Annotated in this window: 20 protein-coding genes; all 20 read right to left on the bottom strand. The window is 58.7% G+C overall.

Going from position 1 to position 23,024, the window contains the following annotated elements; genetic code table 11:
- Positions 1-387: 387 nt before the first annotated feature.
- The 20 genes from KBY02_RS05750 to KBY02_RS05655 all read right to left on the bottom strand — a co-directional run bounded on the left by KBY02_RS05750 (position 388) and on the right by KBY02_RS05655 (position 22,964).
- Positions 388-1,791, bottom strand: a complete 1,404-nt coding sequence (locus tag KBY02_RS05750; protein ID WP_011268437.1) for a flagellar hook-length control protein FliK — start codon at positions 1,789-1,791, stop codon at positions 388-390.
- A gap of 112 nt (positions 1,792-1,903) precedes the next feature.
- The gene (locus tag KBY02_RS05745) at positions 1,904-2,260 is read right to left on the bottom strand and encodes an Hpt domain-containing protein (protein WP_011268438.1); all 357 of its coding nucleotides are present in this window, start codon (positions 2,258-2,260) and stop codon (positions 1,904-1,906) included.
- A gap of 34 nt (positions 2,261-2,294) precedes the next feature.
- Positions 2,295-4,001, bottom strand: coding sequence for a fused response regulator/phosphatase (locus KBY02_RS05740; RefSeq protein WP_004408075.1), 1,707 nt, complete (start codon positions 3,999-4,001; stop codon positions 2,295-2,297).
- Positions 3,961-4,308, bottom strand: a complete 348-nt coding sequence (locus KBY02_RS05735; RefSeq protein ID WP_004408073.1) for an STAS domain-containing protein — start codon at positions 4,306-4,308, stop codon at positions 3,961-3,963. Before KBY02_RS05735 ends, KBY02_RS05740 begins: the two co-directional genes overlap by 41 nt.
- 84 nt (positions 4,309-4,392) lie before the next feature.
- On the bottom strand, positions 4,393-4,842 hold the full coding sequence (gene fliJ, locus KBY02_RS05730; protein WP_002554288.1) for a flagellar export protein FliJ: 450 nt from the start codon (positions 4,840-4,842) through the stop codon (positions 4,393-4,395).
- Between the two features lie 6 nt (positions 4,843-4,848).
- On the bottom strand, positions 4,849-6,207 hold the full coding sequence (gene fliI, locus KBY02_RS05725; protein WP_011268440.1) for a flagellar protein export ATPase FliI: 1,359 nt from the start codon (positions 6,205-6,207) through the stop codon (positions 4,849-4,851).
- Positions 6,197-7,015, bottom strand: a complete 819-nt coding sequence (fliH, locus tag KBY02_RS05720; RefSeq protein ID WP_011268441.1) for a flagellar assembly protein FliH — start codon at positions 7,013-7,015, stop codon at positions 6,197-6,199. Before fliH ends, fliI begins: the two co-directional genes overlap by 11 nt.
- A 15-nt stretch (positions 7,016-7,030) precedes the next feature.
- Complete coding sequence (fliG, locus tag KBY02_RS05715; protein ID WP_011268442.1) at positions 7,031-8,047, bottom strand: flagellar motor switch protein FliG; 1,017 nt, start codon at positions 8,045-8,047, stop codon at positions 7,031-7,033.
- Positions 8,040-9,824, bottom strand: coding sequence for a flagellar basal-body MS-ring/collar protein FliF (gene fliF / locus KBY02_RS05710; protein WP_004408062.1), 1,785 nt, complete (start codon positions 9,822-9,824; stop codon positions 8,040-8,042). Before fliF ends, fliG begins: the two co-directional genes overlap by 8 nt.
- A gap of 15 nt (positions 9,825-9,839) precedes the next feature.
- Positions 9,840-10,169: a flagellar hook-basal body complex protein FliE gene (gene fliE / locus KBY02_RS05705; RefSeq protein ID WP_024661307.1), complete on the bottom strand. Its 330-nt coding sequence runs from the start codon at positions 10,167-10,169 to the stop codon at positions 9,840-9,842.
- A 242-nt stretch (positions 10,170-10,411) separates the two neighbouring features.
- Entirely contained in the window at positions 10,412-11,824 is a 1,413-nt protein-coding gene (locus KBY02_RS05700; protein WP_024661306.1) for a sigma-54-dependent transcriptional regulator, read from the bottom strand.
- Complete coding sequence (locus tag KBY02_RS05695) at positions 11,824-13,038, bottom strand: sensor histidine kinase (protein WP_024643116.1); 1,215 nt, start codon at positions 13,036-13,038, stop codon at positions 11,824-11,826. The genes KBY02_RS05700 and KBY02_RS05695 overlap by 1 nt, the downstream gene beginning before the upstream one ends.
- A 122-nt stretch (positions 13,039-13,160) precedes the next feature.
- A complete protein-coding gene (gene fleQ, locus KBY02_RS05690; RefSeq protein WP_003316803.1) occupies positions 13,161-14,636 on the bottom strand; it encodes a transcriptional regulator FleQ in 1,476 nt (491 codons plus the stop codon).
- 177 nt (positions 14,637-14,813) lie between these two features.
- On the bottom strand, positions 14,814-15,110 hold the full coding sequence (fliT, locus tag KBY02_RS05685) for a flagellar protein FliT (RefSeq protein ID WP_003316802.1): 297 nt from the start codon (positions 15,108-15,110) through the stop codon (positions 14,814-14,816).
- 24 nt (positions 15,111-15,134) lie between these two features.
- Positions 15,135-15,524 carry a flagellar export chaperone FliS gene (fliS, locus tag KBY02_RS05680; protein ID WP_003316801.1) on the bottom strand — a complete coding sequence of 130 codons (390 nt, stop codon included), beginning with the start codon at positions 15,522-15,524 and terminating at the stop codon, positions 15,135-15,137.
- Between the two features lie 123 nt (positions 15,525-15,647).
- Positions 15,648-17,099 carry a flagellar filament capping protein FliD gene (fliD, locus tag KBY02_RS05675; RefSeq protein WP_032656979.1) on the bottom strand — a complete coding sequence of 484 codons (1,452 nt, stop codon included), beginning with the start codon at positions 17,097-17,099 and terminating at the stop codon, positions 15,648-15,650.
- Between the two features lie 83 nt (positions 17,100-17,182).
- Entirely contained in the window at positions 17,183-17,575 is a 393-nt protein-coding gene (locus KBY02_RS05670; RefSeq protein WP_032656981.1) for a flagellar protein FlaG, read from the bottom strand.
- A 72-nt stretch (positions 17,576-17,647) separates the two neighbouring features.
- Complete coding sequence (locus tag KBY02_RS05665) at positions 17,648-18,496, bottom strand: flagellin domain-containing protein (protein WP_003316798.1); 849 nt, start codon at positions 18,494-18,496, stop codon at positions 17,648-17,650.
- Between the two features lie 327 nt (positions 18,497-18,823).
- Entirely contained in the window at positions 18,824-19,750 is a 927-nt protein-coding gene (locus tag KBY02_RS05660) for a ketoacyl-ACP synthase III (RefSeq protein WP_024648363.1), read from the bottom strand.
- A 307-nt stretch (positions 19,751-20,057) separates the two neighbouring features.
- A complete protein-coding gene (locus KBY02_RS05655) occupies positions 20,058-22,964 on the bottom strand; it encodes a glycosyltransferase family 2 protein (protein WP_104684419.1) in 2,907 nt (968 codons plus the stop codon).
- Positions 22,965-23,024 lie beyond the last annotated feature (60 nt).

Here is a 23,024-nt window from a genome sequence, read left to right as displayed (position 1 = left end):
TTGACGACGGTGAGTTTGAATTGCTCTGAATACTTGGCCATTTGAACACCCCCATTAGGTCGGATTGGTGTCCAACTTCTTGGGGGCAGTCCACCGCGTGGGAATGCAGTTCGTGACGCTCTGCGTCACACGGCGGTTTTTCTTTGCCAGGTGGATTGAGGTTCGACTCAGGGCACCTTTTCGTCCCTCGGCGACCTACTTTGATGGGGCCAAAGTAGGCAAAACCTTTCGCTCCGGTTTCCGGCCCGACTTCGTCGGGTTCCTTCGCCCTGTCACTTACGTCGCACTCTGCGTCGTGAGTGCCATCACGCTCAAAAAGCATTTCTGCGCCAAGACGTGAAGACAATGCATGACATCGTGTAGCGACTGCCATGTGACGCAGGAGCCTCACGCGTAATAATCGATCTCACTGGTGCCGATCACACGTGCTGCTGGCTGGCTGACCGGGATGGCCGCATCGACGCCTGCGATTTCATCGGAGCTATCGCCGGAGCTCATGCCACCGCCACGACCGCTGCGCTGGGAGCGGCTGGCCTGTTCCTGAGCCTGTTGCTGGGCCTGCTGTTGCGACTGATCGGAGACATTGACGTCGACGTTGCCAAGCCCCTGCTGCACGAATGACTCACGCAACTTCGACATCTGGCTTTCCAGCGCATCACGTACGCCCATATGGGCGCTCATGAATGTCACCTGGGTCTGCTGTTCAGGCGCCATGTTGATACGGATATCAAGACGACCGAGTTCGGCAGGTTCCAGCTTGATATCGGCGGTCTTGAGGTTCTGGCTCGACAGGTACATGACGCGATCGACGATGCCTTCGGTCCAGCCGCTTTGATGCATGGCCAACGGTTGGTTCATCAAGGGTGCGGCAGGTGCAGCCGCTGCGCGTGCAGGTTGCGCGGCCTGGCTGAGCGCTGCAAGGCGATCGGCAAAGTTGTCGACGCGAGTATCACCGGCGGCGCCTTTGACATCCTTCAGCCCCTCGCCGATCAAACCGCTGAACGACTTGTCACTGCTTTCGGTGCTGCCGCCTTCGGACGGAAGCTGCTCGCTCAGGACCGACAGGTTATTGACGATATTCTGATTCGGGTCAGCTTCAGCATTGCTCGGCGTCGCCTTGTTGGCAGCCTGGGCATTCTGCGCAGCCAGTTGAGTCTTGGCAGTGGCGTTTTCCAGCGCCAGCTGCACAGCATCCAGACCATCAAGCGGATCGGCGTCCGGATCGAAGGCTTCTTTAGCCACTGCTGGCGGGGCCGCCTGCGTAGTGGTGAGCGCCGAGACCGCTGGCGCAGTGACAACTTGTGCACTTGGCGCCTTGGCTACAACAGGTGCCGCGGGAGCCTGTGCGGTCATTGCCTGCAATGCCGGATCAAGGACGGGATCGACGATCGCCTGGCCGTCATTCAGCGCCGGATCGGCAGAGGCCTGCGCATCATCCTGCTTCGAGTCAGAATGGGCTGCGTCATCATCTGCAGCAGCCGGCCTGGCTGGCAAATCATTGCCGCTATCGGCAACGCCAGACTTGTCGGCGGCATTTGCCTGATCGCTTGCAGGCTTGTCCTTGCCGGCGGCAACCTTGTCCTTGTCAGGCGCGGTCTTGTCGCGGGCTGGCTTTACTGGCGCATCTTCGCGCGCAGGCACGGTGTCTTTCGCCTGCTTTGCATAGACATTGGAAAAGCTGGAGGCCCCGTCCTTGCTGCTGTCAGCAGACTTGACCGCATTGTTGGCCACACCGGACCTGGCGGTCACAGAGGTTGTGGCCTGAAGAAGCGCATTGGTAGCAAGGGGCATTTCGGTCTCCGCATCAGCTGCTGGTTATCGCCTTACCGAAATAGTTAGCAATATACGGGCCAGTTATCTAATGATTCCCCATAGCGGGGATCGGGGGCATGACTCTAAGGGCTCAGATGACGAACAGCTGCCGCTCGGAATTGAACAGCCCGCGAATCGTCATGTATTCGCTATCGATCGTGCCAATCAATTCTGCCAGACCTGCGAACTGCTCCTGGCGGGCCTGCTCCTCGAGCTGACGGCACAGCTCGGAAAGCTGCAAGGCCCCCATGTTGCTGCTGCTGCCCTTGAAACTGTGAGCGGTAAGGCTCAACTCCTGAAAGTCAGGATTGCGGGACCCGGCAGCCAGACGCAGCTGCGCGATACGCTGCTCGGAATCCTTGAGAAAAACATCCAGCAAGGTTGGATATTCGTCTTCCATGACCTCCTGCAAGGTATTCAACACGCTGTAATCCAGATGAATCGACACTTGTTCACTCCTTGATCAAGACTCCAGGCGGGGATTATGCCACTCCCTCCCAGGAAAATTCCACGCAGGCGGTCCTGCCATCCCTGGACCACCTGGCCTCGCGACTCAACTCACAGACCAGATGCAGCCCGCGACCATACAGTTCATTGCCGGCAGGCGTCAGCGTCCGGGTCTTTTCCACATCAAATCCCTGGCCGCTGTCCTCGACACCGAGGGTCAGCCGACCGCCCTGCGCGACCGTTTCAACCTGCAGGGTCATGCGGATGAAGCCGGACTGCAGCCTGTCGAGGCGTTCTGCCCGCTGCTGATAATAGAGCGCGAAGCCTGCTGCGTCGTGCTTGAGCGCCGAATCCAACCCTAGCACACCATGCTCCAGCGCATTGCTGTACAGCTCGCCGAGCACCATATGCAGTGCAGCGCCCTGATCACGCAGACCGTGAACCTCCAGCAGCAATTGCAGTACGTAAGGCAGGGGGTTGAAACGCTTGAGGGTCGAGGCGCGAAACTCGAAGCTGGCCGACCAGTCCAGCGGGCTGGAGGCGCCGCTGTCCGAATACATCATGGCAGGCAGACTTTGCAGCGGCGCTTCGACAGCGCTGACTTCCAGCAGACTGACATCGTCACGCGCCTTGCCGCCAAATTCGTTGAGCGCCTCGAGGATCTCTTCGATCAGCAACTGCGGTTCGCGATTGGCCGACAGAACCTGTCGCAGACGCTGCGCACCGAACAGCTCCTCCTGACTGTTACTGGTATCGAGCACGCCGTCGGACAACAGAAATATGCGGTCACCAGGCGCCAACGGATACACGTCGGTGCGCGCGTCGAAGGCATCGACGCTCAATACGCCCAAGGGCAGATGATTCGAGGCCAGCGGCACATGCTCGCCCTGTGCGCCGCGCAGCAGGTAGCCGTCCGGCAAGCCACCGCTCCAGACCTCGACCTGCCGCTGCGGCAGATTGATACACAGCAGCGTCGCACAACAAAACATGTCGACCGGGAGGATGCGTTTGAGCTTGGCGTTCATTTCACGGAGGATTTCAACCAGGCCATAGCCCTTGGCTGTCATGCCATAGAACACTTCTGCAAGCGGCATCGCGCCAACGGCAGCCGGCAAACCATGTCCGGTGAAATCGCCGAGCAGCACCTGCATGTGCCCGGCGGGGGTGTAAGCGGCCAGCATCAGGTCGCCGTTGAACAGTGCGTAGGGGGACTGCAGGTAGCGGATGTTACTCGCCCCCAGGCAACCGGCGTGGGCGATCTGATCAAACACCGCCTTGGCGACACGCTGCTCATTGAGCAGATATTCATGGTGCCTGGCGATCTGGTCACGCTGCTGGCGAACAGTTTCGTGCAATACCCGCAAACGATTCATGGCGTTGAGCTTGGCGGCCAATACCAGCGGGTTGTAAGGCTTGGACATAAAGTCGTCACCACCGGCGTCCAGGCAGCGTGCAAGCGCCTCGCCTTCGGTGAGCGAGGTCAGGAAGATGATCGGCACCAGCGATTCGCCGGCCATCGCCTTGATCCTTCGCGCGGCCTCGAAACCATCCATGACCGGCATCATGGCGTCCATCAGAATCAACTGCGGGCTTTCGGCCTTGAAGATGGCAACCGCTTCGACACCGTTGCCCGCGCTGAGGACCCGGTGACCCTGCCGCGCCACGATGGTTGACAGCAGCAAGCGGTCACTGGTGCTGTCATCAGCGATCAGAATGCACAGTTTGTTCGGGGCTGGCTGCACTGGGTATGCTCAATTCGAACAGCTTCGAGAAATTGGAAATGGCCAGAATCTTCAGCACATCAGGCGTGCAGTTGACCAGGCGTACCAATGCCTTGTCACCTCCGGCGTGATCGCGCAGCAGCAACAGCATGCCCAGCGCAGAACTGTCCAGATAATGCGTACCGCGCAGGTCGACCACGTAGTTCAGTGACTGCGGATAGTCCTCATAGGCAGTGCGAAACGCCTGATGGGAATTGAAATCGAAACGCCCTTCGATATAAAGGGTCAGCGTCTGGCCATCGGCAGAACGTTCGGAAGTGACAGTCATGGGAACCTCGAGGTGTTTCATCACCGAGACATTGATAGCGTAGACCAGCCAGAGAGATCACTGCGGGTCTGATTGAGTCAAACGTCAGAATTGTTCATGACGAGGCAGGCGCTGCGACAACTCGTCGAGCAATTTCTGCTCGCGCTTGTCTTCCAGCCTGCGCGCCTCGTCCATGTACCGCTGCACCAGCTTGCGCAAGCCCTCTACCCGCGCGTAGCAATCCTGCCAGGCGCTGCGCGCCCGATCCAGATTGGCTTTGTGCCATTCAAGACTTTTGTATTGCTGGGCAACGGCGACATCGAGCTGACTGAGAAAGCGTTGATAACCCAGCAGCCACTGCCCGGAAACCCCGGCACTGCCGCGCTGCAACCATTGTTGCTGATAATCCTGACGAAACTGGTCAAGTTCCTGCAGCTTGTTGTTGGCAAGATTGACCTGCCCCTGGAAGTGCCCAAGGCGCTGGGCGGCAGTTCGCTCGGCAGCCTCTGCCATCTCGACCACCGGCGCCAGACGCGCCGCTCGACTCTGCGCCATGGGTTATCAGCCGCCAGGCGCTGGTGCGAAGATCGAAGCCAGCGCCTCGCTGCTGCCCTGCATGCTTTCGTTCTCGCGCAACGCCTGACGCTGATAGCGCACCAGTACCGGATGCAGCGCGATCGCCATGTCCGTCTCGCGATCACCACCGGCCACGTAGGCGCCGACGCTGATCAGATCGCGGGTCTGCTGATAACGCGACCACAACTGTTTGAAATGCTGCGCACGCGCCATGTGTTCGGGGCTGACCACGGCGGGCATGACCCGGCTGATCGACGCTTCGATATCGATGGCCGGGTAATGCCCCTCTTCGGCCAGACGCCGGGACAGCACGATGTGGCCGTCCAGCACACCGCGCGCCGAATCGGCAATCGGGTCCTGCTGGTCATCGCCTTCGGAGAGCACGGTGTAAAACGCGGTAATAGAACCACCACCCTTTTCAGCGTTGCCGGCGCGCTCGACCAGTTTGGGCAAGCGGGCAAACACTGATGGAGGATAGCCCTTGGTGGCCGGCGGCTCGCCAATGGCCAGCGCGATTTCCCGCTGAGCCTGAGCAAAACGGGTCAGTGAATCCATCAGCAACAGGACATTCTTGCCCTTGTCACGAAAGTATTCGGCGATTCGCGTGCAATACATCGCTGCGCGCAAACGCATCAGAGGCGCATCATCGGCTGGCGAAGCGACCACCACCGAACGCTTCAGGCCCTCCTCGCCGAGGATGTGCTCGATGAACTCCTTGACCTCACGGCCCCGCTCCCCGATCAGGCCGACGACGATAATGTCCGCTTCGGTGAAGCGCGTCATCATGCCGAGCAGCACACTCTTGCCCACGCCCGTACCGGCAAACAGCCCGAGACGCTGACCGCGACCCACCGTCAATAAACCGTTGATGCACCGAATGCCGACATCCAGTGGCTGACTGATGGGGTCACGCTTGAGCGGGTTGATGGTCGGGCCATCCATCGGCACCCAGTCTTCAGCCTTGATCGGCGAGCGACCATCCAGCGGACGACCGGCACCATCAAGCACCCGGCCCAGCATGCTCATGCCCATCGGCAGACGACCGGTATCGGCCAGCGGCACAACCCGCGCCCCAGGCGCGATGCCGGCCACGCTGCCGACCGGCATGAGAAACACCTTGCCACCGGAAAAACCCATCACTTCAGCTTCGACTTCCACCGGGTGATGGCTGTCGTCATTGATAACTACACACCGGCTGCCCATTGCCGCGCGCAGGCCCTCGGCCTCAAGCGTCAGACCCACCATGCGCAGCAGCCGACCTTCCACTACGGGCTGGGCAGGCAGGCTGATCGACTCGGCATAGGAACCGAGGCGCTTGGCGAAACTGGTGCGATCAAGGCGCATCGAGGGTGTCCGCGTCAGATTCTTCAGCATTGGAGGCTTTGCCTGGCGAAACATCCAGATCAACGCTCAGATCCGCTGCAGCAGGATGAGTGACCTGTTCATGCAACTGGTCGTGCATCTTGGAAATCGCCAGGGCAATGCGTGTTTCGACGCTGGCGTCGATACGGCTATGCTCGGTTTCGATCCGGCAACCGCCCGGCAGCAGGTCTTCGTCTTCGACGATCTTCCACGACTCCTCGTGACGCTCACGCATGGCCTTGACCAGCAGGAAGTCCTGAGGGTTTATGAAAATTCGCACATTCTGCGCGCCCATCGGCAATAGCTTGAGGGCATCGCGCAGCACGCTGGCAATCTGTGCCGAGTCCGTGACCAGCTCGCGCTGAATGACCTTACGCGCGATGTGCTCGACGAGGTAAATGACGGCCTTTTCGATCTGGGTGTCCTGCTCGGCGATAGGTGCCAGCAGATTACCCATCAGTTGTTCCAGGCTGGCAACTTTTGCCGCAAGAACGACCTCCGCCTCCTGACGCACTTTTAGCTGAGTGCTGTGAAAACCTTCCTTTTCACCGGTGGCGAAGCCTTCGTTCCAGGCCTCCTGGCGGATGCTTTCCAGCTCTTCCAGAGTCAGTGGCTGAACTTCATCCAGCGGCACTTCTTCCATCTCGGCCGGTTCGTCGACCAGCTCGGGTTCCGGTTCAGGTTCGGGCTCCACGTGTGGATCGAAGCTGGGCAGCGCCCAGATGTCGAGCAACGCGGCGTCCTTGGCGCGAATGAGGTCGCTGGCCGATTCTTTATTGGAACTGGACATGAGTCGGCTGAATCCTTAGATCATTTCCTCGCCACCCTTGCCACCGAGTACGATCTCGCCGGCCTCGGCCATACGACGCGCAATGGTGAGGATTTCTTTCTGGGCGGTTTCCACATCGCTGACACGCACCGGACCTTTTGCTTCCAGATCGTCGCGCAACAGCTCAGAGGCACGCTTGGACATGTTCTTGAAGATTTTTTCCTTGATGCCTTCGTCCGAGCCCTTGAGCGCGAGTACCAGCACGTCCGAGGATACTTCGCGCAGCAGCGCCTGGATACCACGGTCGTCGACATCGGAAAGATTGTTGAAGACGAACATGAGGTCCTCGATCTGCACCGAGAGGTCTTCGTCGACCTCGCGGATCGAGTCCATGAGCGAACCTTCGATCGAGCTGTCGAGGAAGTTCATGATATCGGCCGCACGCTTGATACCACCCAGTGTGGTACGCGACGTGTTGGCGTTACCGGAGAACTGCTTCTCGAGAATCTGGTTCAATTCCTTGAGAGCCGCTGGCTGTACGGTGTTGAGCGATGACACGCGCAGGATGATATCGAGGCGGACCTTGTGATCGAAATGCCCAAGCACCTCGCCCGCCTGATCGGCGTCGAGGTAGGCGACCACGATGGCCTGAATCTGCGGGTGCTCGAAACGGATCACGTCGGCGACGGCACGCGGCTCCATCCACTTGAGGCTGTCCAGACCGCTGGTATTGCCACCCAGCAGGATCCGGTCGATCAGGCCGTTGGCCTTGTCCTCGCCCAGTGCCTGGGTCAGCATCTTGCGGATATAGCCATCGGAACCGACGCCAAGGCTGGTCTGATCACCGACGATGTCGACGAACTCGCTCATGACCTCTTCGACCTGCTCGCGATGCACGTTGCGCATCTGCGCCATCGCTACGCCCACTTTCTGGACTTCCTTGGGGCCCATGTGCCGGAGCACCTGAGCCGCATCGGTTTCGCCCAGCGAGAGCAACAGTACAGCCGCTTTTTCAACTTTGGAGAGTTTGGCTACCATGGCTCGTTCATTCATCAGTGTTGATCCACTCTTTCACAACCTGAGCCACACGGCCAGGATCCTCAGCCACCAAACTCTTGATTGCGTTCAGCTGTGCGTCATAGCCTTCGGTCGGGCTCGGCAGCAGAATGCTCTGCGGGCCGCCCAGGCTTACGCGATCGTTGGACAATTCGCCGTCCAGACCGCCCATGCCACCCAGTTCGGCGTCGCCACCGAAACCTGCCAGTTCCTTGCGCTTGCCGTTGGTGATGTTGTTCAAGACCGGGCGCAGTACACCGAACACCAGGATCAGGATGAAAATCACACCCACCGCCTGCTTGACGATGTCCCAGAACCAGGGTTGCGAATAGAACGACGCCTCAGGCAGCACTTCAGCGCGTTCGCTGGAGAACGGCACGTTGATCACGCTGACGCTGTCACCGCGGCTGGCGTCGAAACCCACGGCATCCTGTACCAGACGCGTGAAGCGAGCCAGATCCGCCGCGCTCCACGGAGCACGCGTCACTTCGCCATTGGCCGCGTTGGTCTTGACCATGTCGTCGACCACCACCGCGACCGACAGGCGGGTCAGACGGCCCTGCTGCTGCTTGGTGTGACTGATCGAACGGTCCAGCTCGAAGTTCTTGGTCGACTGCACGCGCTTGTCGGCGGGGTATGGCGCCAACGCGGGCTGACCGGTGGCCGGGTCCATGATCTGCTGACCATTGGCATCCAGCAGTGGCTGGCCTGGCGCGATGGGGCCGGCAGCACCGGCGGCACCACCGCCTGCAGTCTGCGGAGCCGTCGCCGGGCCGGGTGGCTGGTTGCTCAGCGCACCTGGAACGCCGCCCGAGCTTGAGCTGCTGGAACGTTGTTCATTGACCGACTGCTCGCTGCGCAAGGCAGGCTGGTCGGGGTTGAAGCTTTCGGCAGTCGATTCGACAGCGCTGAAATCAACCACTGCCGAGACCTCGGCCTTGTAGCGATCATTGCCCAGAATCGGCTGCAGAATGTTCTGCACGCGCTGGGTCAGCATGCCTTCCATGCGACGGCTGTAGTCGAATTGCTTGCCGGCCATGGTCAGTTCGGAGTTTTCCGCCTGATCGGAAAGCAGAGTGCCCTTCTGGTCGACGACGGTAATCTGCGACTTGCTCAGCTCGGGAACACTGGTGGCCACCAGATTGATGATGGCCATGACCTGACTCGGCTCCAGCGAACGACCGGCGTACAACTCGACCAGTACCGATGCACTTGGCTTGCGGTCATCACGGACGAACACCGAGCTCTTCGGAATGGCCAGGTGCACGCGGGCACCCTTGACGTTGTTCAACGCAGAAATGGTACGCGCCAGTTCGCCTTCCAGCCCGCGACGATAACGCGTGGCTTCCATGAACTGGCTGGTGCCAAGGCCCTGATCCTTGTCGAGGATTTCGAAGCCGATGTTAGCGTCGTTCTGTACCACACCCGCCTGGGCCAGTTGGATACGCGCACGCTGCACATCATCGGACTTGACCAGCAGCGCACCGGAGTTCGGCTCGACGGTGTAGTTGATGTTCGCCGCAGTCAGGGTGTCCATGATCTGCTTGCTGTCCATGCCCGCCAGACTGCCATAAAGCGGACGATAGTCAGGCTGCTGGGACCAGAGCACCACGGCGAAGCCGATGGCCACGCTCGCGGCAAGACCGACCATGAGGCCGATCTGACGCAGCATGGTCATTTCGGAAAGATTTTCCAGAAAAGACATACCGAACAACGGTTTTCTTTCGGAATCGCCCGTTCTTGCAGGAACGGTATCGGCAGCTGCTTCGGCCATGACTCAGTACGTCCCTTAAACCGGCATCTGCATGATGTCTTGGTAAGCTTGAACCAGCTTGTTGCGCACCTGGGTCAACGCCTGAAAAGACACGCTGGCTTTCTGCGACGAAATCATGACGTCGGTCAGATCCACGCCGCTCTTGCCGACTTCAAATGCATTGGCCAACTGGCTGGAAGCCTGCTGGGTCTGCGCGACCTTGTTGACGGCCTGACCAAGCATGTCAGCGAAGCTGCTGGCACCGGCTTCCTGCGCACCGGACACGGGCTTGGACGCAGACATCGCATCCATCTGCATGGCCCGCATATCCAACATCAAGCGATTAAATTCAACACCTTGGCTCATGGACATATCTCTCGTAAGGCCCGCAAATTTTTGACACTGATTCAGCGGGTACAGAAGGTATAGCAACAACGATGCCAGCTAGATGGCGGCCATTTGCCACACCAGATGAGTGCATCATGTCGCTTGACACGAGTTCGCGCCGGGCCGCCCGTATCTACGGGGCCCCGGGTTTATTTCAGGCTTGTATCACAGCAAAAATATTCAGTGACCGCCGATCGGGAGCGGCGATCTGTGTGCCGGGTTCATGTGGCAAACAGATAGGCTTCCACATCCATTCCGGCGTCACGCATCTGCGCCAGCTTGTAGCGCAATGTACGCGGGCTGATACCCAGGCGTTCCGCAGCCTCCTTGCGACGTCCCCGTTCAGAACGCAGGGTGTCGATGATCATTTGAAACTCGTGACGCCTGAGGTCATCGCCCAGCGCGCCGACAGATTCCGGACTGACGCCGGCACCTGCATTCTCCGCGGTGGTGCCAGTCACTGCCCCTGCAGCCTCGACAGAGGCAGCAACAGGCAGGCTGGTAACCGGCCCGGACAGACAGAAATCCTGTGCCTGAATCACCCCGCCCTGCTGCAGAATCAAGGCCCGCTGTACTGCGTTATCCAGCTCCCGCACATTCCCGGGCCATGGATAGCTCACCAGACACTGCTGCGCTTCGGCGGAAAGACGAACCGGCGCGTGCTTCATTTTATTGACGTGCTTGGCCAGAAGCCGCTCGGCCAACGGCAGAATATCGGCAGTCCTTTGACGCAACGCCTGCCATGCCAATGGAAATACCGACAGGCGATAAAACAGATCTTCACGAAAGCGCCCCGCCGCCACTTCACCCGCCAGATCGCGGTTGGTGGTCGCCACGACGCGGATATCCAGAACGATCGGCTTGCGCGCCCCTACGCGTTCGACTTCGCGTTCCTGCAACACACGTAGCAATTTGGCTTGCAGTCCCAGCGGCATTTCGGAAATCTCGTCCAGCAGGATCGTCCCGCCGTCAGCCTGCTCGAACTTGCCGGCCTGCGCCGCAATGGCGCCGGTAAACGAACCCTTTTCATGGCCGAATAACGTGGCTTCCAGCATATTGTCCGGAATCGCTGCACAATTGATCGCAATAAAAGGCTTATCGGCACGGGGCGAGTTTTGATGAATGAAACGCGCCAAAACCTCTTTACCGGTCCCGGACTCGCCGGAGATCAGCACGGTGGAGTCGCTTTTCGCCACGCGGCTGGCAAGGTTCAGTAACTGGATACTGGCGGACTCGACCGCAATCGGCCCGTCGCGCTCGGCAGGCTCCAGACGACCCAGTGCATGCCGCGCAACCAGCGCGATCAGCGCCTTGGGCTCGAAGGGTTTGACCAGGTAATCCGCAGCCCCCTGGCGCATGGCATCGACAGCGCGCTCGACTGCGCCATGCGCCGTCATCAACAGCACCGGCAATTGCGGATGCCGGCTGCGTAACAGACTCAGCAATTGGTGGCCGTCCATGCCCGGCATGTTGACGTCACTGATCACCAGGCTAAAGGGCGTTGCCTCGGCAGCCACCAGTGCTTCTTCGGCGGAACCGACCGCCTGATAGTCATAACCGGCCAGCTCGAGGGTTTCCCCAAGCGCTTCCCGGAGCGAACGGTCATCCTCGACCAGCAGCACATTGATCGGCATCAGTGATTACCTGTCGAACTGGAAGCCGGGATCAACGGCAGACTGACAATGGCGCAGGTACCACGGCCGACCCGCGACAAATAATCCACGCGCCCCTGATGCGCACGCGACACCGCCGTCACCACGGCCAGGCCAAGCCCTGTGCCGGTGGTCTTGGTCGTAAAGAACGGCTCACCGATGCGCGCCAGCGCGGCCTTGTCAATGCCGCTGCCGTTATCGCTGAAGCAGATTCGCAGTTGGTTGCCGCGACTGTAGGCGTGAATTTTCAGCAGCGTCCGGCCAGCGCTGGCCTGGACGGCGTTTTCAATCAGATTGAGCAGTGCGCCGACCAGTGTGTCGCGATTGCACAGCAGCTCGCCATCGATGCTGTCGCACTGCCAGCGCACCGCCACGCCCTGAACATGCGTCGCAGCCGCATTTTGCAGCGCCTGAAACAGAGCACCGGGCGTCAGGCGATCCGTCAGCGGCAGTTCGCCGCGGGCGAACACCAGCATGTCGCGAACCTGATGCTCCAGCTCATGTAAACGATCCTTGAGCCGCGCGGCGAAACGCTGCTGGGTTTCCACCGGCAGTTCCTGCTCGGTCAAATGGCTGGCGTAGATCATGGCAGCGGACAACGGCGTACGAATCTGATGCGCCAGAGAGGCTACCATACGCCCCAGTGAAGACAGGCGCTCGTGACGGGCCAGCTGTTCCTGAAGATGACGGGTTTCGGTCAGGTCATTGAGCAATACCAACTGACCCGGCTCGGCATCCAGCGAGCGTGTGGCAATCGAGAGCCTGCGACCGTCCTTGAGGGAGACTTCGTGGCCGTCGTCCTCTCGGGGTGCAAAGCAGCGGCTGATCACATGACGCCAGAGCATGCCCAGCAGCGGCTGCCCGAGCAGATCGATTGCAGCGGGATTGGCCTCGCGCACGACGCCCATGCCATCAATGACGATCACCCCGCCGGGCAGCAGATCAAGCAGATTCTGCAGGCGGTTGGCCAGGCGTTCTTTTTCCGCCAGCTCCTGAAGACGCTGGGCGCCGGCATGTGCCAGTTCGCCCTTGAGTTCGGTGACGCGTGCTTCAAGCACCCCGTAGGAATCGGTCAATTGCGCCGACATTTGATTGAACAGCGAGAATGCGTGCTCAAGCCCCTGACGACTTTCCAGCTCCGGGGAGTACGGAGCCTGAACAGATAGGGCGGAAGTCAGTTGGGCGGCCTGGGACATGATTCATCTCTCTCGTGGCGAACCGTCAGTAAACGGTGTGTTAAGAGAGACTTAGCAATCCCCGTGCCTAAAAAAAACCCCTGAAAAATCAGGGGCTTGGTTTTTGGCACAAAAAACCGGCGTCAATCATCTGCCTGTTCATCGCCCTCACGACGGCTCATACCGTACTTGCGCATCTTCTCGACCAGCGTCGTACGACGAATACGCAAGCGCTCCGCAGCGCGGGCAACGATACCGTTGGCATCGTCGAGCGCCTGCTGAATCAGGCCCTGTTCCAGACCACCGAGGTAGTCTTTCAGATCAAGCCCTTCAGGCGGCAGCATCGCGCCAGAGGCGAAGTTCGGCGTATTGCTGTTGATCGCCACACGCTCTTCGATCTCGCTGCGCATGCTGTCGACCATCTGCTCGTCTTCGTCGTCGACGTAGCGAAACTTCTTTGGCAGCTCAGCCACGCCAATCACGCCGTACGGGTGCATGATCGCCATGCGCTCGACCAGGTTGGCCAGCTCACGGACGTTGCCCGGCCAGGCATGGCGACACAGCGACATAATGGCTGCGGAGTTGAAGCGAATCGAACCGCGCTTCTCGTGCTCCATGCGCGAAATCAATTCGTTCATGAGCAGCGGGATATCTTCGACACGCTCGCGCAACGGCGCCATTTCGATCGGGAACACATTGAGACGGTAGTAAAGATCTTCGCGGAAGCTGCCCAGCTCGATCATGGTCTCGAGATTCTTGTGCGTCGCGGCGATGATGCGCACATCGATGCTTTGCGTCTTGTTGCTGCCCACACGCTCGAAAGTGCGCTCCTGCAGGACGCGCAGCAGCTTGACCTGCATCGGCAGTGGCATGTCGCCGATTTCGTCGAGAAACAATGTGCCGCCGTTGGCCAGCTCGAAGCGCCCGGCACGGCTGGTGATCGCACCGGTAAACGCGCCCTTCTCGTGTCCGAACAGCTCGCTTTCGAGCAGCTCGGCCGGAATGGCACCGCAGTTGACCGGCACGAACGGCGCATCACGACGCTTGGAGTGGTAGTGCAGGTTACGCGCAACCACTTCCTTGCCAGTGCCCGACTCGCCCAGAATCAGTACGCTCGCATCGGTGTCGGCGACCTGCTGCATCATCTGCCGCACGTGCTGAATCGCGCGGCTGGTACCTACCAGACTGCGGAACAGGTTCGGTTCACGATGACGGCCGCGCTCGCGGGCCTGATCGTACATCTCGCGATAGACCTGGGCACGGTGCAGCGAATCGAGCAGCTTGCTGTAGCTGGGCGGCATTTCGAGTGCAGAAAGGACTCGCCTGCGCAAATCCTCGGGCAATTCGACAGAGGAATTTTCGCTCATCAGCAGCACAGGAAGGAACTCATCCCATGCTGCGATGGTCTTAAGAAGCCCTTGCAGGCTGCCCGGCGCGTTTACGCTGCCGACCAGTACGCAGAGTACTTCTCGTGGAGACGCCAGAGAGCCGACCACCTGCTGCCAGTCCTGACTGGAACAGGAGAGATTTTCTTCGCCAAGAAAATTCAGGATAACCGCCAGATCCCGGCGGCGCTGGCTATCGTCATCGATTAGCAGAATCTTGATTTCACGCCACATGCAATAGCAACTTCCCTAGTCAACTCAATGCCCATGATTGGGGGGCAGCTTGGCTTCTCAGCTGTATAAACCTTGAGACGCCAGAAAATAGTAAACATCACTAGTTAAGTCAAAAAAACGGACACAGTCAAATTTATGGCGAAATTCTTGTCGAACAATAAAAATGACAATTAAACATTAACCAAACAGATGGTATACCTTCGTCGCGCTCTTCGCATTCTGGATTTGAGTCATTTCTTCGACAACCGCTTGACGCTCACCGGTTGCAACATCAATCAGCTGCCTGTAGACACCCAATAACTCCTCAAGGTTGCTGCGCAGTGCAGGTTCGTCGTCGGGCGCTTCGCTGACCACCGCGTCAACACACTCGCGACACGCCAGATCCAGCTTGACGATAGCCTCCCAGTCACGATCTGCCAGCGCGCCTACCAAGGCTTCGCGGGTTTCTTCGATACGCTTGAGCGCAGCACTCATTATTGTTCTCCTCAGGCCAGCAGATTATTGCAAGGTGCCGATAGCGTCCCAGCCTTCCTTGACGGTGATCAACAGGCCGGCGACTTCATCGAGCATCTTCTGATCATTACGGGCGTTGGCTTCCGCCAGACGCGTCATCATGTAGTGATAGAGGCTGTCCTGCCTGACCAGCGCATCGCTGGGCGAGTTTTCCAGATCCAGCCCCTCACGCAGGCCGCCCACGATGTCGATGGCCTTGCTGATGAGCACGCCCTTGCTGGCGATATCCCTGCGCGCCATGGCGCCCTTGGCCTGAGCAATGCGGTCGAGGCCACCTTCCATCAACATTTGAACCAGACGATGAGGACTGGCCTCCGAGGTCTGAGCCTGGGAGCCGATCTTCTGATACTGCCGCAACGCTAACATCGGATTCATAATGGGCCTCGTAACAAATCCAGAATACTGATACTCAAGCTATCGACGCAGTGCGCAGAAACTTTAGCCCAAAAGCAAGAACCCGACACAGCGTCGGGTTCCTGGTACTTCTGCACTGGTTTTTTACGAGGCGTTTTTCTGCGCGTTCATCGCTTCAAAAATCGAAGTAATGCTTGAGGCAGTTGCCTTTAACTGCCCGACGACCAGGTCCATTGCGTTGTATTTCTTGGTGAGGGTTGCCGTCAATGTCGTAATACGACGGTTGAGCGCCTCCTGATCACTGGCCAGTCGCGTCTGCACCTTATTAAGACTGGTGGTCTTGCCAGCCAGAACGCCGTCAGCTTTCGTGTATGGCTCAAGCGCCTTGTTCATGCGCGCAATCAAACCATCCGAGGTTGTGCCATCAGCATTGGTCACACCGGTGAACATCGCCTGAATCTGGCTGCCCAGCTTCTTGTCGCTCAGCGCTGTTGTGAGTTCGGTCGTGCTCAACGTCAACTTGCCGTCAGACTGTTGAGTCTTGATCCCCAACTGCGCCAGGGAACTCAAACCGGCATTCGACGTAGCCGTGGAAATCTGGTCGCGTATCGTTGCCAGCAGTGCACGCGGGGTGGAGTCGCCGGTCAACGCAGCGGCAGCGTAAGTGCCATCACTGCCGACAGTACCCTTGGTCAACGACGACACCAGTGAAACCAGCGTGTTGTAAGAGTCGACGAATGACTGCAATGAGGTTTTCAGACCATCGGTGTTGGTGGCTACCGTGACCGTGGTCGATGCCGAAGCAGCAGAAGAAGCGCTGGGCGCGACCAATTCGAATGTCAGACCGGAAATCGCCGTACTTACGGTATTGGTCTTGCTGGTCAGACTCAAGCCATCGACCGTGAATGCGGCGTCCTTGGCTACAGCGGTAATCGCACCAGCGCCGGTACTGGATTCACTCATCAACTTGGTGCCATCGATGTTAAGTGCTTCCTGGCCGGAAGCACCCGTCACCGAAATGTCACTGCCCTTGCCGGTGGTCGTCGAACTGAACACCAGCCTGGAACCGTTGTTGTCGTTGATGATGTTGGCGGTGATGCCTTTACCCTGCAGCGTCGAGTTTACCTTGTCGCGCACTTCCTGCAGCGTCGAGGTCTTGTCGATCGCCACGTTGTAATCAGTGCCATTTTGAGTGATTTTCAGAGTACCACTCGGAATAGCACTCGCCTGCGTCGAGTCCAGCGCGGCGGTAGCCACCTTCGAAGGTGTTGCCAGCTGGCTTATGTTAATCGCGTAGGTGCCGTTGACTGCCGTGTTGCCCGCTGTGGCCTTGACCACTGCTTCATTGGCAGACGTGGCAGCAAAGCCCTGAAAGGCAGGCGTGGTGGAACTGGCCAGGGTGTCCAGTGTTTTCTGGAACGCAGCCAGTGCAGACGTCAACTGACTGACACCCGACAGGGATGCAGTCGTGGAAGCGCTCTGCTTGTCGATCTGGTTTTGCTTGGGCGCTTTTTCAGCACCGACAAGACCTTCGACGATGGCGGAAATTGCCAGACCCGAACCCAGGCCTGTTGAAGATGTAATCGGACTTGCCATGGTGCTTCTCCCTTCAAGAATGCCGCGGGGTTCGCCGCCCTTTCAAAAGGCGAATGACCCGACAACACATACCGTACCGGCGATCAGGCCTTGGCGCGGAACAACAAACTGTTCGCATCACTCAGGCTATCGGCCAGCTTCAGGATTTCTGCATTGGGAATCTGTCGTACTACTTCACCGGAATCGCTTGCAATCACTTTGACAATGACTTTGCCAGAATCTTCGTCGATCGAAAACTCGAGATTGCGCTTTACCTCGTGAAAGAACTTCTGGATGTCCTCAGCGGCGGCCTTGACTTTGGCATCGTCTTTGGAATCATCCTTGTGCAGACCGGAGCCTTTACTTTCAGCCGTGGCGGCAACACGCTCGACGGGCGCCTTATCGGCAGGCTTGTCAACAGACGCGTCCGGCACCGGGGCCTGACTCGCCGGTTGAACGGCCGGATAAGTCACGCTCAACTTCACACTCATATCCATGACCATCACCTCAGAAAGTAAAAAAGCGAGAGAGCACTGTTAAGTACTCCCCCGCTAAAACTCACGCTGATATTACTGAAGCAGTTTCAGTACAGCGGATGGCAGCTGGTTAGCCTGAGCCAGAACAGAGGTGGAAGCCTGTTGCAGAGTCTGTTGCTTGGTCAGCTGTGCAGTTTCAGCAGCGAAGTCGGTATCCTGGATACGACCCAGTGCAGCACTGGCGTTTTCGTTGATGTTCTGCAGGTTGGAGATGGTGCTGGTCAGACGGTTTTGTGCAGCACCGAGATCAGAACGCGTGTTGTTGATGGTCTGCAGAGCCGAGTCGATAGCGGCCATTGCAGCAGAGAAGTTAGTCTCTGCAGCAGCACTGTCGGAACCGACGATGGTGATTGCCGAACCGACACCCAGGGTGTTTGCGTCAAAGCTGGCGCTCAGAGTCAGAGTGATCTGGTTCGAGGCGCCGGAGTTGGAGCCAACCTGGAAAGTCATGGTGCTGGCAGAACCGTCGATCAGGTTTTTGCCGTTCAGGTTGGTACTGTTGGCGATACGGGTCAGTTCCGAACTCATCTGGGTGAATTCTTTGTTCAGCGCAACGCGGTCAGTAGCGCTGTTGCTGTCGTTTCGCGACTGAACAGCCAGTTCACGCATACGTTGCAGAATGTTGGTCGACTCTTGCAGCGCGCCTTCAGCGGTCTGAGCAATGGACATACCGTCGTTGGCGTTTTTGATCGCCATGGTCTGACCTTTGATCTGCGAGTTGATCTTGGTGGCGATGTTCAGGCCAGCAGCGTCGTCTTTGGCGCTGTTGATTTTCAGACCGGAAGACAGACGAGTCATCGAGGTCGAAAGGGCGTCGGAAGCGCGACCCAGGTTCTTCTGGACGTTCAACGATGCTACGTTGGTGTTTACTGTTAAAGCCATGATGAATTCCTCGTTGGTTTGGTACTACGTGGCTTCCGGCCCCTGCAAGCGCCGGGTGTGCCTAGAGAACCTTCGTAATAGTTATCGTCGCGATGGCAGGTTGCTTGAGTGTTTTTTTTTAATATTTTGCCATCATCGTGACACCCCTTATAAAACAAGGGTTTGGGGCGTAAACCCACGGCGGGAAAGAGGGGAATTCACGGCAGTCAGAAGTGGCGGCAGGCGAGCGCATTGCACCACGAAGTTCAAAGTGTGACGCAGATCACTATTTAATTTAAAAGCGCCTGGGGTTTTATCCGCAGGCGTTCTTTGTAAGGCGAGGTGAACTCAGTCTTTATAGATAATTGCAGAGCCCCAGGACAACCCCACACCAAAACCACTCAAGGCAACCCGCTTCCATGAAGAACCGAGCACATGCTTTTCGATCAGCAGCGGAATGCTGGATGACACGGTGTTGCCGGTTTCGACCATGTCCTTGAGAAACTTCTCGGGTTTGTCTTCGAAGCGCCGCGCGACCGCATCGACGATCGCCGCACTGCCCTGGTGAATACAGAAGGCATCGATATCGTCCGGGGTCAGATCCGACTCGGCCAGTAGCTCATGCAAATGCGCCGGGACTTTCAACAGTGCAAAGTTGAACACCTGGCGACCGTTCATGAAGAAAACGCCGTTGCTGACCTTCAGATGTGGCGCACCGGAACCATCGGTACCGAACTTCGCCTTGCCCAATTGCCATTCGGCACCCTCGCCCATCCAGGTGGCTGTCGCCGCGTCACCGAACAGCATGGTGGTGTTGCGGTCTTCCTGATCGACAATTTTCGAATACGGATCGGCAGTGATCAACAGGCCATTTTTCAAGCCTGCCGCCTCCATGAAGCCCTTGATCGCATAAATGCCGTACACATAGCCGGAACAGCCCAGCGAAATGTCGAATGCGGCAACGTTGGTCGACAGCCCCAGCTTGTCCTGAACGATGGCTGCGGTATGCGGCAGCCCTTCCTCGTCGCCATTCTGGGTGACGACGATCAGCACATCGATGCTTTCGCGCTTGAGCTGCGGGTTATTGGCAAACAGCGTGTTGGCCGCCTCAACGCACAGATCCGAGGTTTCCTGGCCGGCGTCTTTGCGCGGCAGGAAGGTGGAGCCGATTTTCCCAAGGATGAATTCTTCATCCTTGCCGAATCTGGCGCCTTGAGCGTAGTTATCAACACCTGCAACAGGCACGTAACTCGCTATGCTTTTAATGCCAATCATCATGGCTTCCCGATGAGTAAACAGGTCATTTTTCGTCCCGACGAAATCGGGGCGCTACCGAATAGGGGTGATTTACGGACATTTTCAGGGCGCTTGGCAGGTTAAAGCAAGTCAGGCGCATGTCGCTCCCTGTAAAACAATACAGTGGAGATGCACTTTATGACCCGCAGGTCACTCCCGTGTGCATGCTTTAGGATAATTTGCGTCGAGGGAACATGCACTTGATGCTTGCCGGCAGCTTCCTGCGAAGAAGCCTTCAAAGTGACTAACCGGCCGCGAAGCAGCCGGTTTTACGGGGGTGAACGACTCAAACGGCCAGAGTGAAGCCTTTGCCGTGGAGATCCAGATTGACGCTGTAGGCTTCATCCTGCGCGAACTGCGCTGACCACTTGTCCATCAATGCTTCGCGCGCCTGCTGCGGGGCATGCAGCACACCGGAATGCACCACCTGCACATGCGGCGTCCATACGGTCAGGTAGCCGGCCTGCGCAGCCTTGAGGCACAGGTCGACATCGCCCAGCGCTTCGGCGAATGCCTCCTCATCAAGACCACCCACTGTGTTGTATAGCTCCTTGGCAATCATCAGGCAGGCCGATGACACGGCAGAGTAGTTTTGCTCGACCACCAGACGCTGCATGTAGCCGGTGGCGGTCTTGGGCTCACCGACAAACCCCGAACCCACACCGCCATTGAGGCCCAGCACCAGACCGGCCTGAGTCACTGCGCCTTCGCCATCCACCAGCTTGGCGCCTACCACGCCCACTTCCGGGCGCTGCGCCTGGTTGAGCAGTGATTCGATCCAGCCGACATTGACGATCTGACTTTCAGCATCCAGCAGGATCAGGTATTCGCCACCGGCTTCCTGGCTGATCAGATTGCGCAGGGTCGCGGGACTCATGCGTTGTTCGGTACGGAATACCCGCACGCGACCCGACACCTGCTCCTGCCGGTCAAGCCAGGTCGACAGTTCGGCAGAAGTGCTGGCGTTGTCACCGATCAGCACTTCATAACGCTGATAGCGGGTGCGTTGCAGAATGCTTTGCAGGCAGCGCTGCAATTCGGGGAGGTTGTCCTGGCTGTGCAGCAGGATCGAAACCACCGGCCGGTGGGCGTGGCGATAATCGATCTTGTAGGTGCCAGGCTGCGCCGAGCTGACTTCAGCCTGATAACCGCGCTTGCCAAGGTGGCGCTTGAGCGCTTTCTGTTCGTCCGGATTGTCTTTCAGCTCGGGCGCCTCACAGATCAGCAACGGTTCGCTCAAATGGGCCAGGCCGCTCATGCCGCCCTGCTCGATCAGGCGCAGCAACAGATCGAATTCCAGCGCCTCGGGAAACTCGCGCGAGTATCCACCCGCCTCGACCAGCAACTCACGGCGCACCAGCCAGTGACGAGCCATCAGTGCTGGCAGGCTTTGCAGCAGATCAAGGTTGAAGCCGGGACGGAACACCGGCGTGAGCGTGCCATTGGCTTGACGCTGAATCTCGTCCACGGCAACAGCCCGGCACTGCGCGGCATCGATCAGCTCGGCGCTGGCCAGCAACAGACCGCTGCGGGTGAACTCTTCGCCGGCCTGCGCGAGCATCAGCCAGTCGCTGGGCGACTGTTTGACGACCTGGTTGATCTTGTCAACGTAGTTGCTTTCGGTGACTTTCACAAAGTGCAGGGTATTGTGCAGCGTAGTCACGGCTGGCAATTCTCCGGTGGTGAACACCACCACCCTGAAGGCCTTGTAATGACTGTTGATCAGGCTGTCGAACGTGGCCTGCAGCTTGAATACATCCGCTTCCAGGTCCAGCAACAGGATACCGATCTGCGACCCGCCCGGTTTGCTGGCGAGCCTGTCGCTGATCTGCTTGAGGGCCTCAGGCGCCGGATCGCGCGAATCGAGCCAGTTGAGCAGTTGACCGGAAGCCATGCCATCGAGCAGCCGACCATTGTCGAAAGCGGATGCCGCCTGCAGACGCTGGCTCCAGGCCGAAACCTGTTCGATCTGCTTTTCGCTGTCCTTGCCTTTGCCGCTGATCAATTCCGCGATCAGGCTCTTCACGACGCCCAGGTTGAAAGCGTAGGTTTCGTAGGCGTACCACAGGCGGCTGATGCGCGCTTCAGCGTCCGGGTTGCTCTGCTCGCGCAACAACTCGGCCTGCTTGAGCAGCGCCGCTTCCAGCCCTTCCAGCTGCAAACGGCCCGCTGGCATCAGATGGATGAGGAATTCGATTCTGGCCAGCTCATCGAACAGTGCCTGGTTGTAAAACGGCATTTCGACGAACTGGCGAGGCTCGAAGAGCGCGTCCGATTGCTCAAGGCCGACATTCCACACCGCGCTGATGATTTTCTCATCGCCCTGGAAGCCCTGGGTCTTGAGGCACTCACCCATGGCGGCAAGGCCGGCCTGAATCTTCTGTTCGCCATGCGCACCTTCGAAGCCCGAACCTTCACCGAGCAGCGCGACCAGTTTCTTGGCGAACGCATCACGGGCGGCCCTGGCTTTGGGATCGGTGTGCCTGACGGCGGCGGCAATGGCCGCGCCATGACGTAGCTCGGCCTGCTTGCCCGAGGTGAAGTGCAGTGCATAAGCGATTGGCAGGATGCGCAGGCGGGCCGCCGCAACCAGATAGTTCATATGGCCGATTTCCTGCCAGTGCGGCTCGGTGTCATCGGTAACCGAAGTGAACCACTGCTGCGCCAGCTCCGTGCGCGTCACTGCGCTGAGCAGCGACAGGCCTTCACTCATGAAACCCAGAACCCGCTCACCCGCGTCATCCGCGGCATAGTCTTCGCAGGTTTTGCGATCGCGACGGAAATAGTCCACCTGACCGACCTGCGCCTGATAGCTCAGGCTGTAGCCCTGACAGGCGCCGTAGGTGGGGTTGGCCTCAAGAAAGCTCAGCGCTGCGCTCAGTGCATCAGGCAGCAGAAAACTGTCGACCGGAGCCTGAACCACGAAGGGCGTGGTCACCTGCTTGAGCCCCTCGGCGATCCTGACGCCAAGGCTGGCACTGGCCAGCGCGTCACTGTGCAGGTAATGCAGGCCGGCTGTGCCGGCAATCTCCGCATCAGGCTGGGCTGACGCATCGACCACTATGAGGGTGCACGGAAACTGGCTGTAATACTTCAAGGCGCGGCGCAGGAAGTCTGGCTGGTCCCTGGCCATCAACAGCAGGGTCAGACGCTGATTCAAAGCGGTGTGTTCATTTCCCGAATGGCTTTGCATGATCTTTCCTTATAACGAATCGATTGCGCCTTCAACCGCAGCGGGCGTTGAAGCAAGAGC

The organism is Pseudomonas sp. P129 (assembly GCF_020312195.1).
GTDB lineage: Bacteria > Pseudomonadota > Gammaproteobacteria > Pseudomonadales > Pseudomonadaceae > Aquipseudomonas > Aquipseudomonas fragariae.
Note: the sequence above shows the minus strand (reverse complement) of the source record. Positions and strands in the feature narration are given on the sequence as shown.

What these genes read in the sequence shown, in the direction of transcription:
- fliD (WP_032656979.1), bottom strand. Translation starts at nt 17,099, where the DNA reads ATGGCAAGTCCGATTACATCTTCAACAGGCCTGGGTTCGGGTCTGGCA.
- fliH (WP_011268441.1), bottom strand. Translation starts at nt 7,015, where the DNA reads ATGTCCAGTTCCAATAAAGAATCGGCCAGCGACCTCATTCGCGCCAAG.
- KBY02_RS05665 (WP_003316798.1), bottom strand. Translation starts at nt 18,496, where the DNA reads ATGGCTTTAACAGTAAACACCAACGTAGCATCGTTGAACGTCCAGAAG.
- KBY02_RS05735 (WP_004408073.1), bottom strand. Translation starts at nt 4,308, where the DNA reads ATGACTGTCACTTCCGAACGTTCTGCCGATGGCCAGACGCTGACCCTT.
- KBY02_RS05660 (WP_024648363.1), bottom strand. Translation starts at nt 19,750, where the DNA reads ATGATTGGCATTAAAAGCATAGCGAGTTACGTGCCTGTTGCAGGTGTT.
- KBY02_RS05670 (WP_032656981.1), bottom strand. Translation starts at nt 17,575, where the DNA reads ATGGATATGAGTGTGAAGTTGAGCGTGACTTATCCGGCCGTTCAACCG.
- fliT (WP_003316802.1), bottom strand. Translation starts at nt 15,110, where the DNA reads ATGAGTGCTGCGCTCAAGCGTATCGAAGAAACCCGCGAAGCCTTGGTA.
- fliE (WP_024661307.1), bottom strand. Translation starts at nt 10,169, where the DNA reads ATGAGCCAAGGTGTTGAATTTAATCGCTTGATGTTGGATATGCGGGCC.
- KBY02_RS05700 (WP_024661306.1), bottom strand. Translation starts at nt 11,824, where the DNA reads ATGCCGATCAATGTGCTGCTGGTCGAGGATGACCGTTCGCTCCGGGAA.
- fliG (WP_011268442.1), bottom strand. Translation starts at nt 8,047, where the DNA reads ATGAATGAACGAGCCATGGTAGCCAAACTCTCCAAAGTTGAAAAAGCG.
- fliS (WP_003316801.1), bottom strand. Translation starts at nt 15,524, where the DNA reads ATGAATCCGATGTTAGCGTTGCGGCAGTATCAGAAGATCGGCTCCCAG.
- fliI (WP_011268440.1), bottom strand. Translation starts at nt 6,207, where the DNA reads ATGCGCCTTGATCGCACCAGTTTCGCCAAGCGCCTCGGTTCCTATGCC.
- fliJ (WP_002554288.1), bottom strand. Translation starts at nt 4,842, where the DNA reads ATGGCGCAGAGTCGAGCGGCGCGTCTGGCGCCGGTGGTCGAGATGGCA.
- KBY02_RS05655 (WP_104684419.1), bottom strand. Translation starts at nt 22,964, where the DNA reads ATGCAAAGCCATTCGGGAAATGAACACACCGCTTTGAATCAGCGTCTG.
- fliF (WP_004408062.1), bottom strand. Translation starts at nt 9,824, where the DNA reads ATGGCCGAAGCAGCTGCCGATACCGTTCCTGCAAGAACGGGCGATTCC.
- fleQ (WP_003316803.1), bottom strand. Translation starts at nt 14,636, where the DNA reads ATGTGGCGTGAAATCAAGATTCTGCTAATCGATGACGATAGCCAGCGC.
- KBY02_RS05695 (WP_024643116.1), bottom strand. Translation starts at nt 13,038, where the DNA reads ATGTCCCAGGCCGCCCAACTGACTTCCGCCCTATCTGTTCAGGCTCCG.
- KBY02_RS05750 (WP_011268437.1), bottom strand. Translation starts at nt 1,791, where the DNA reads ATGCCCCTTGCTACCAATGCGCTTCTTCAGGCCACAACCTCTGTGACC.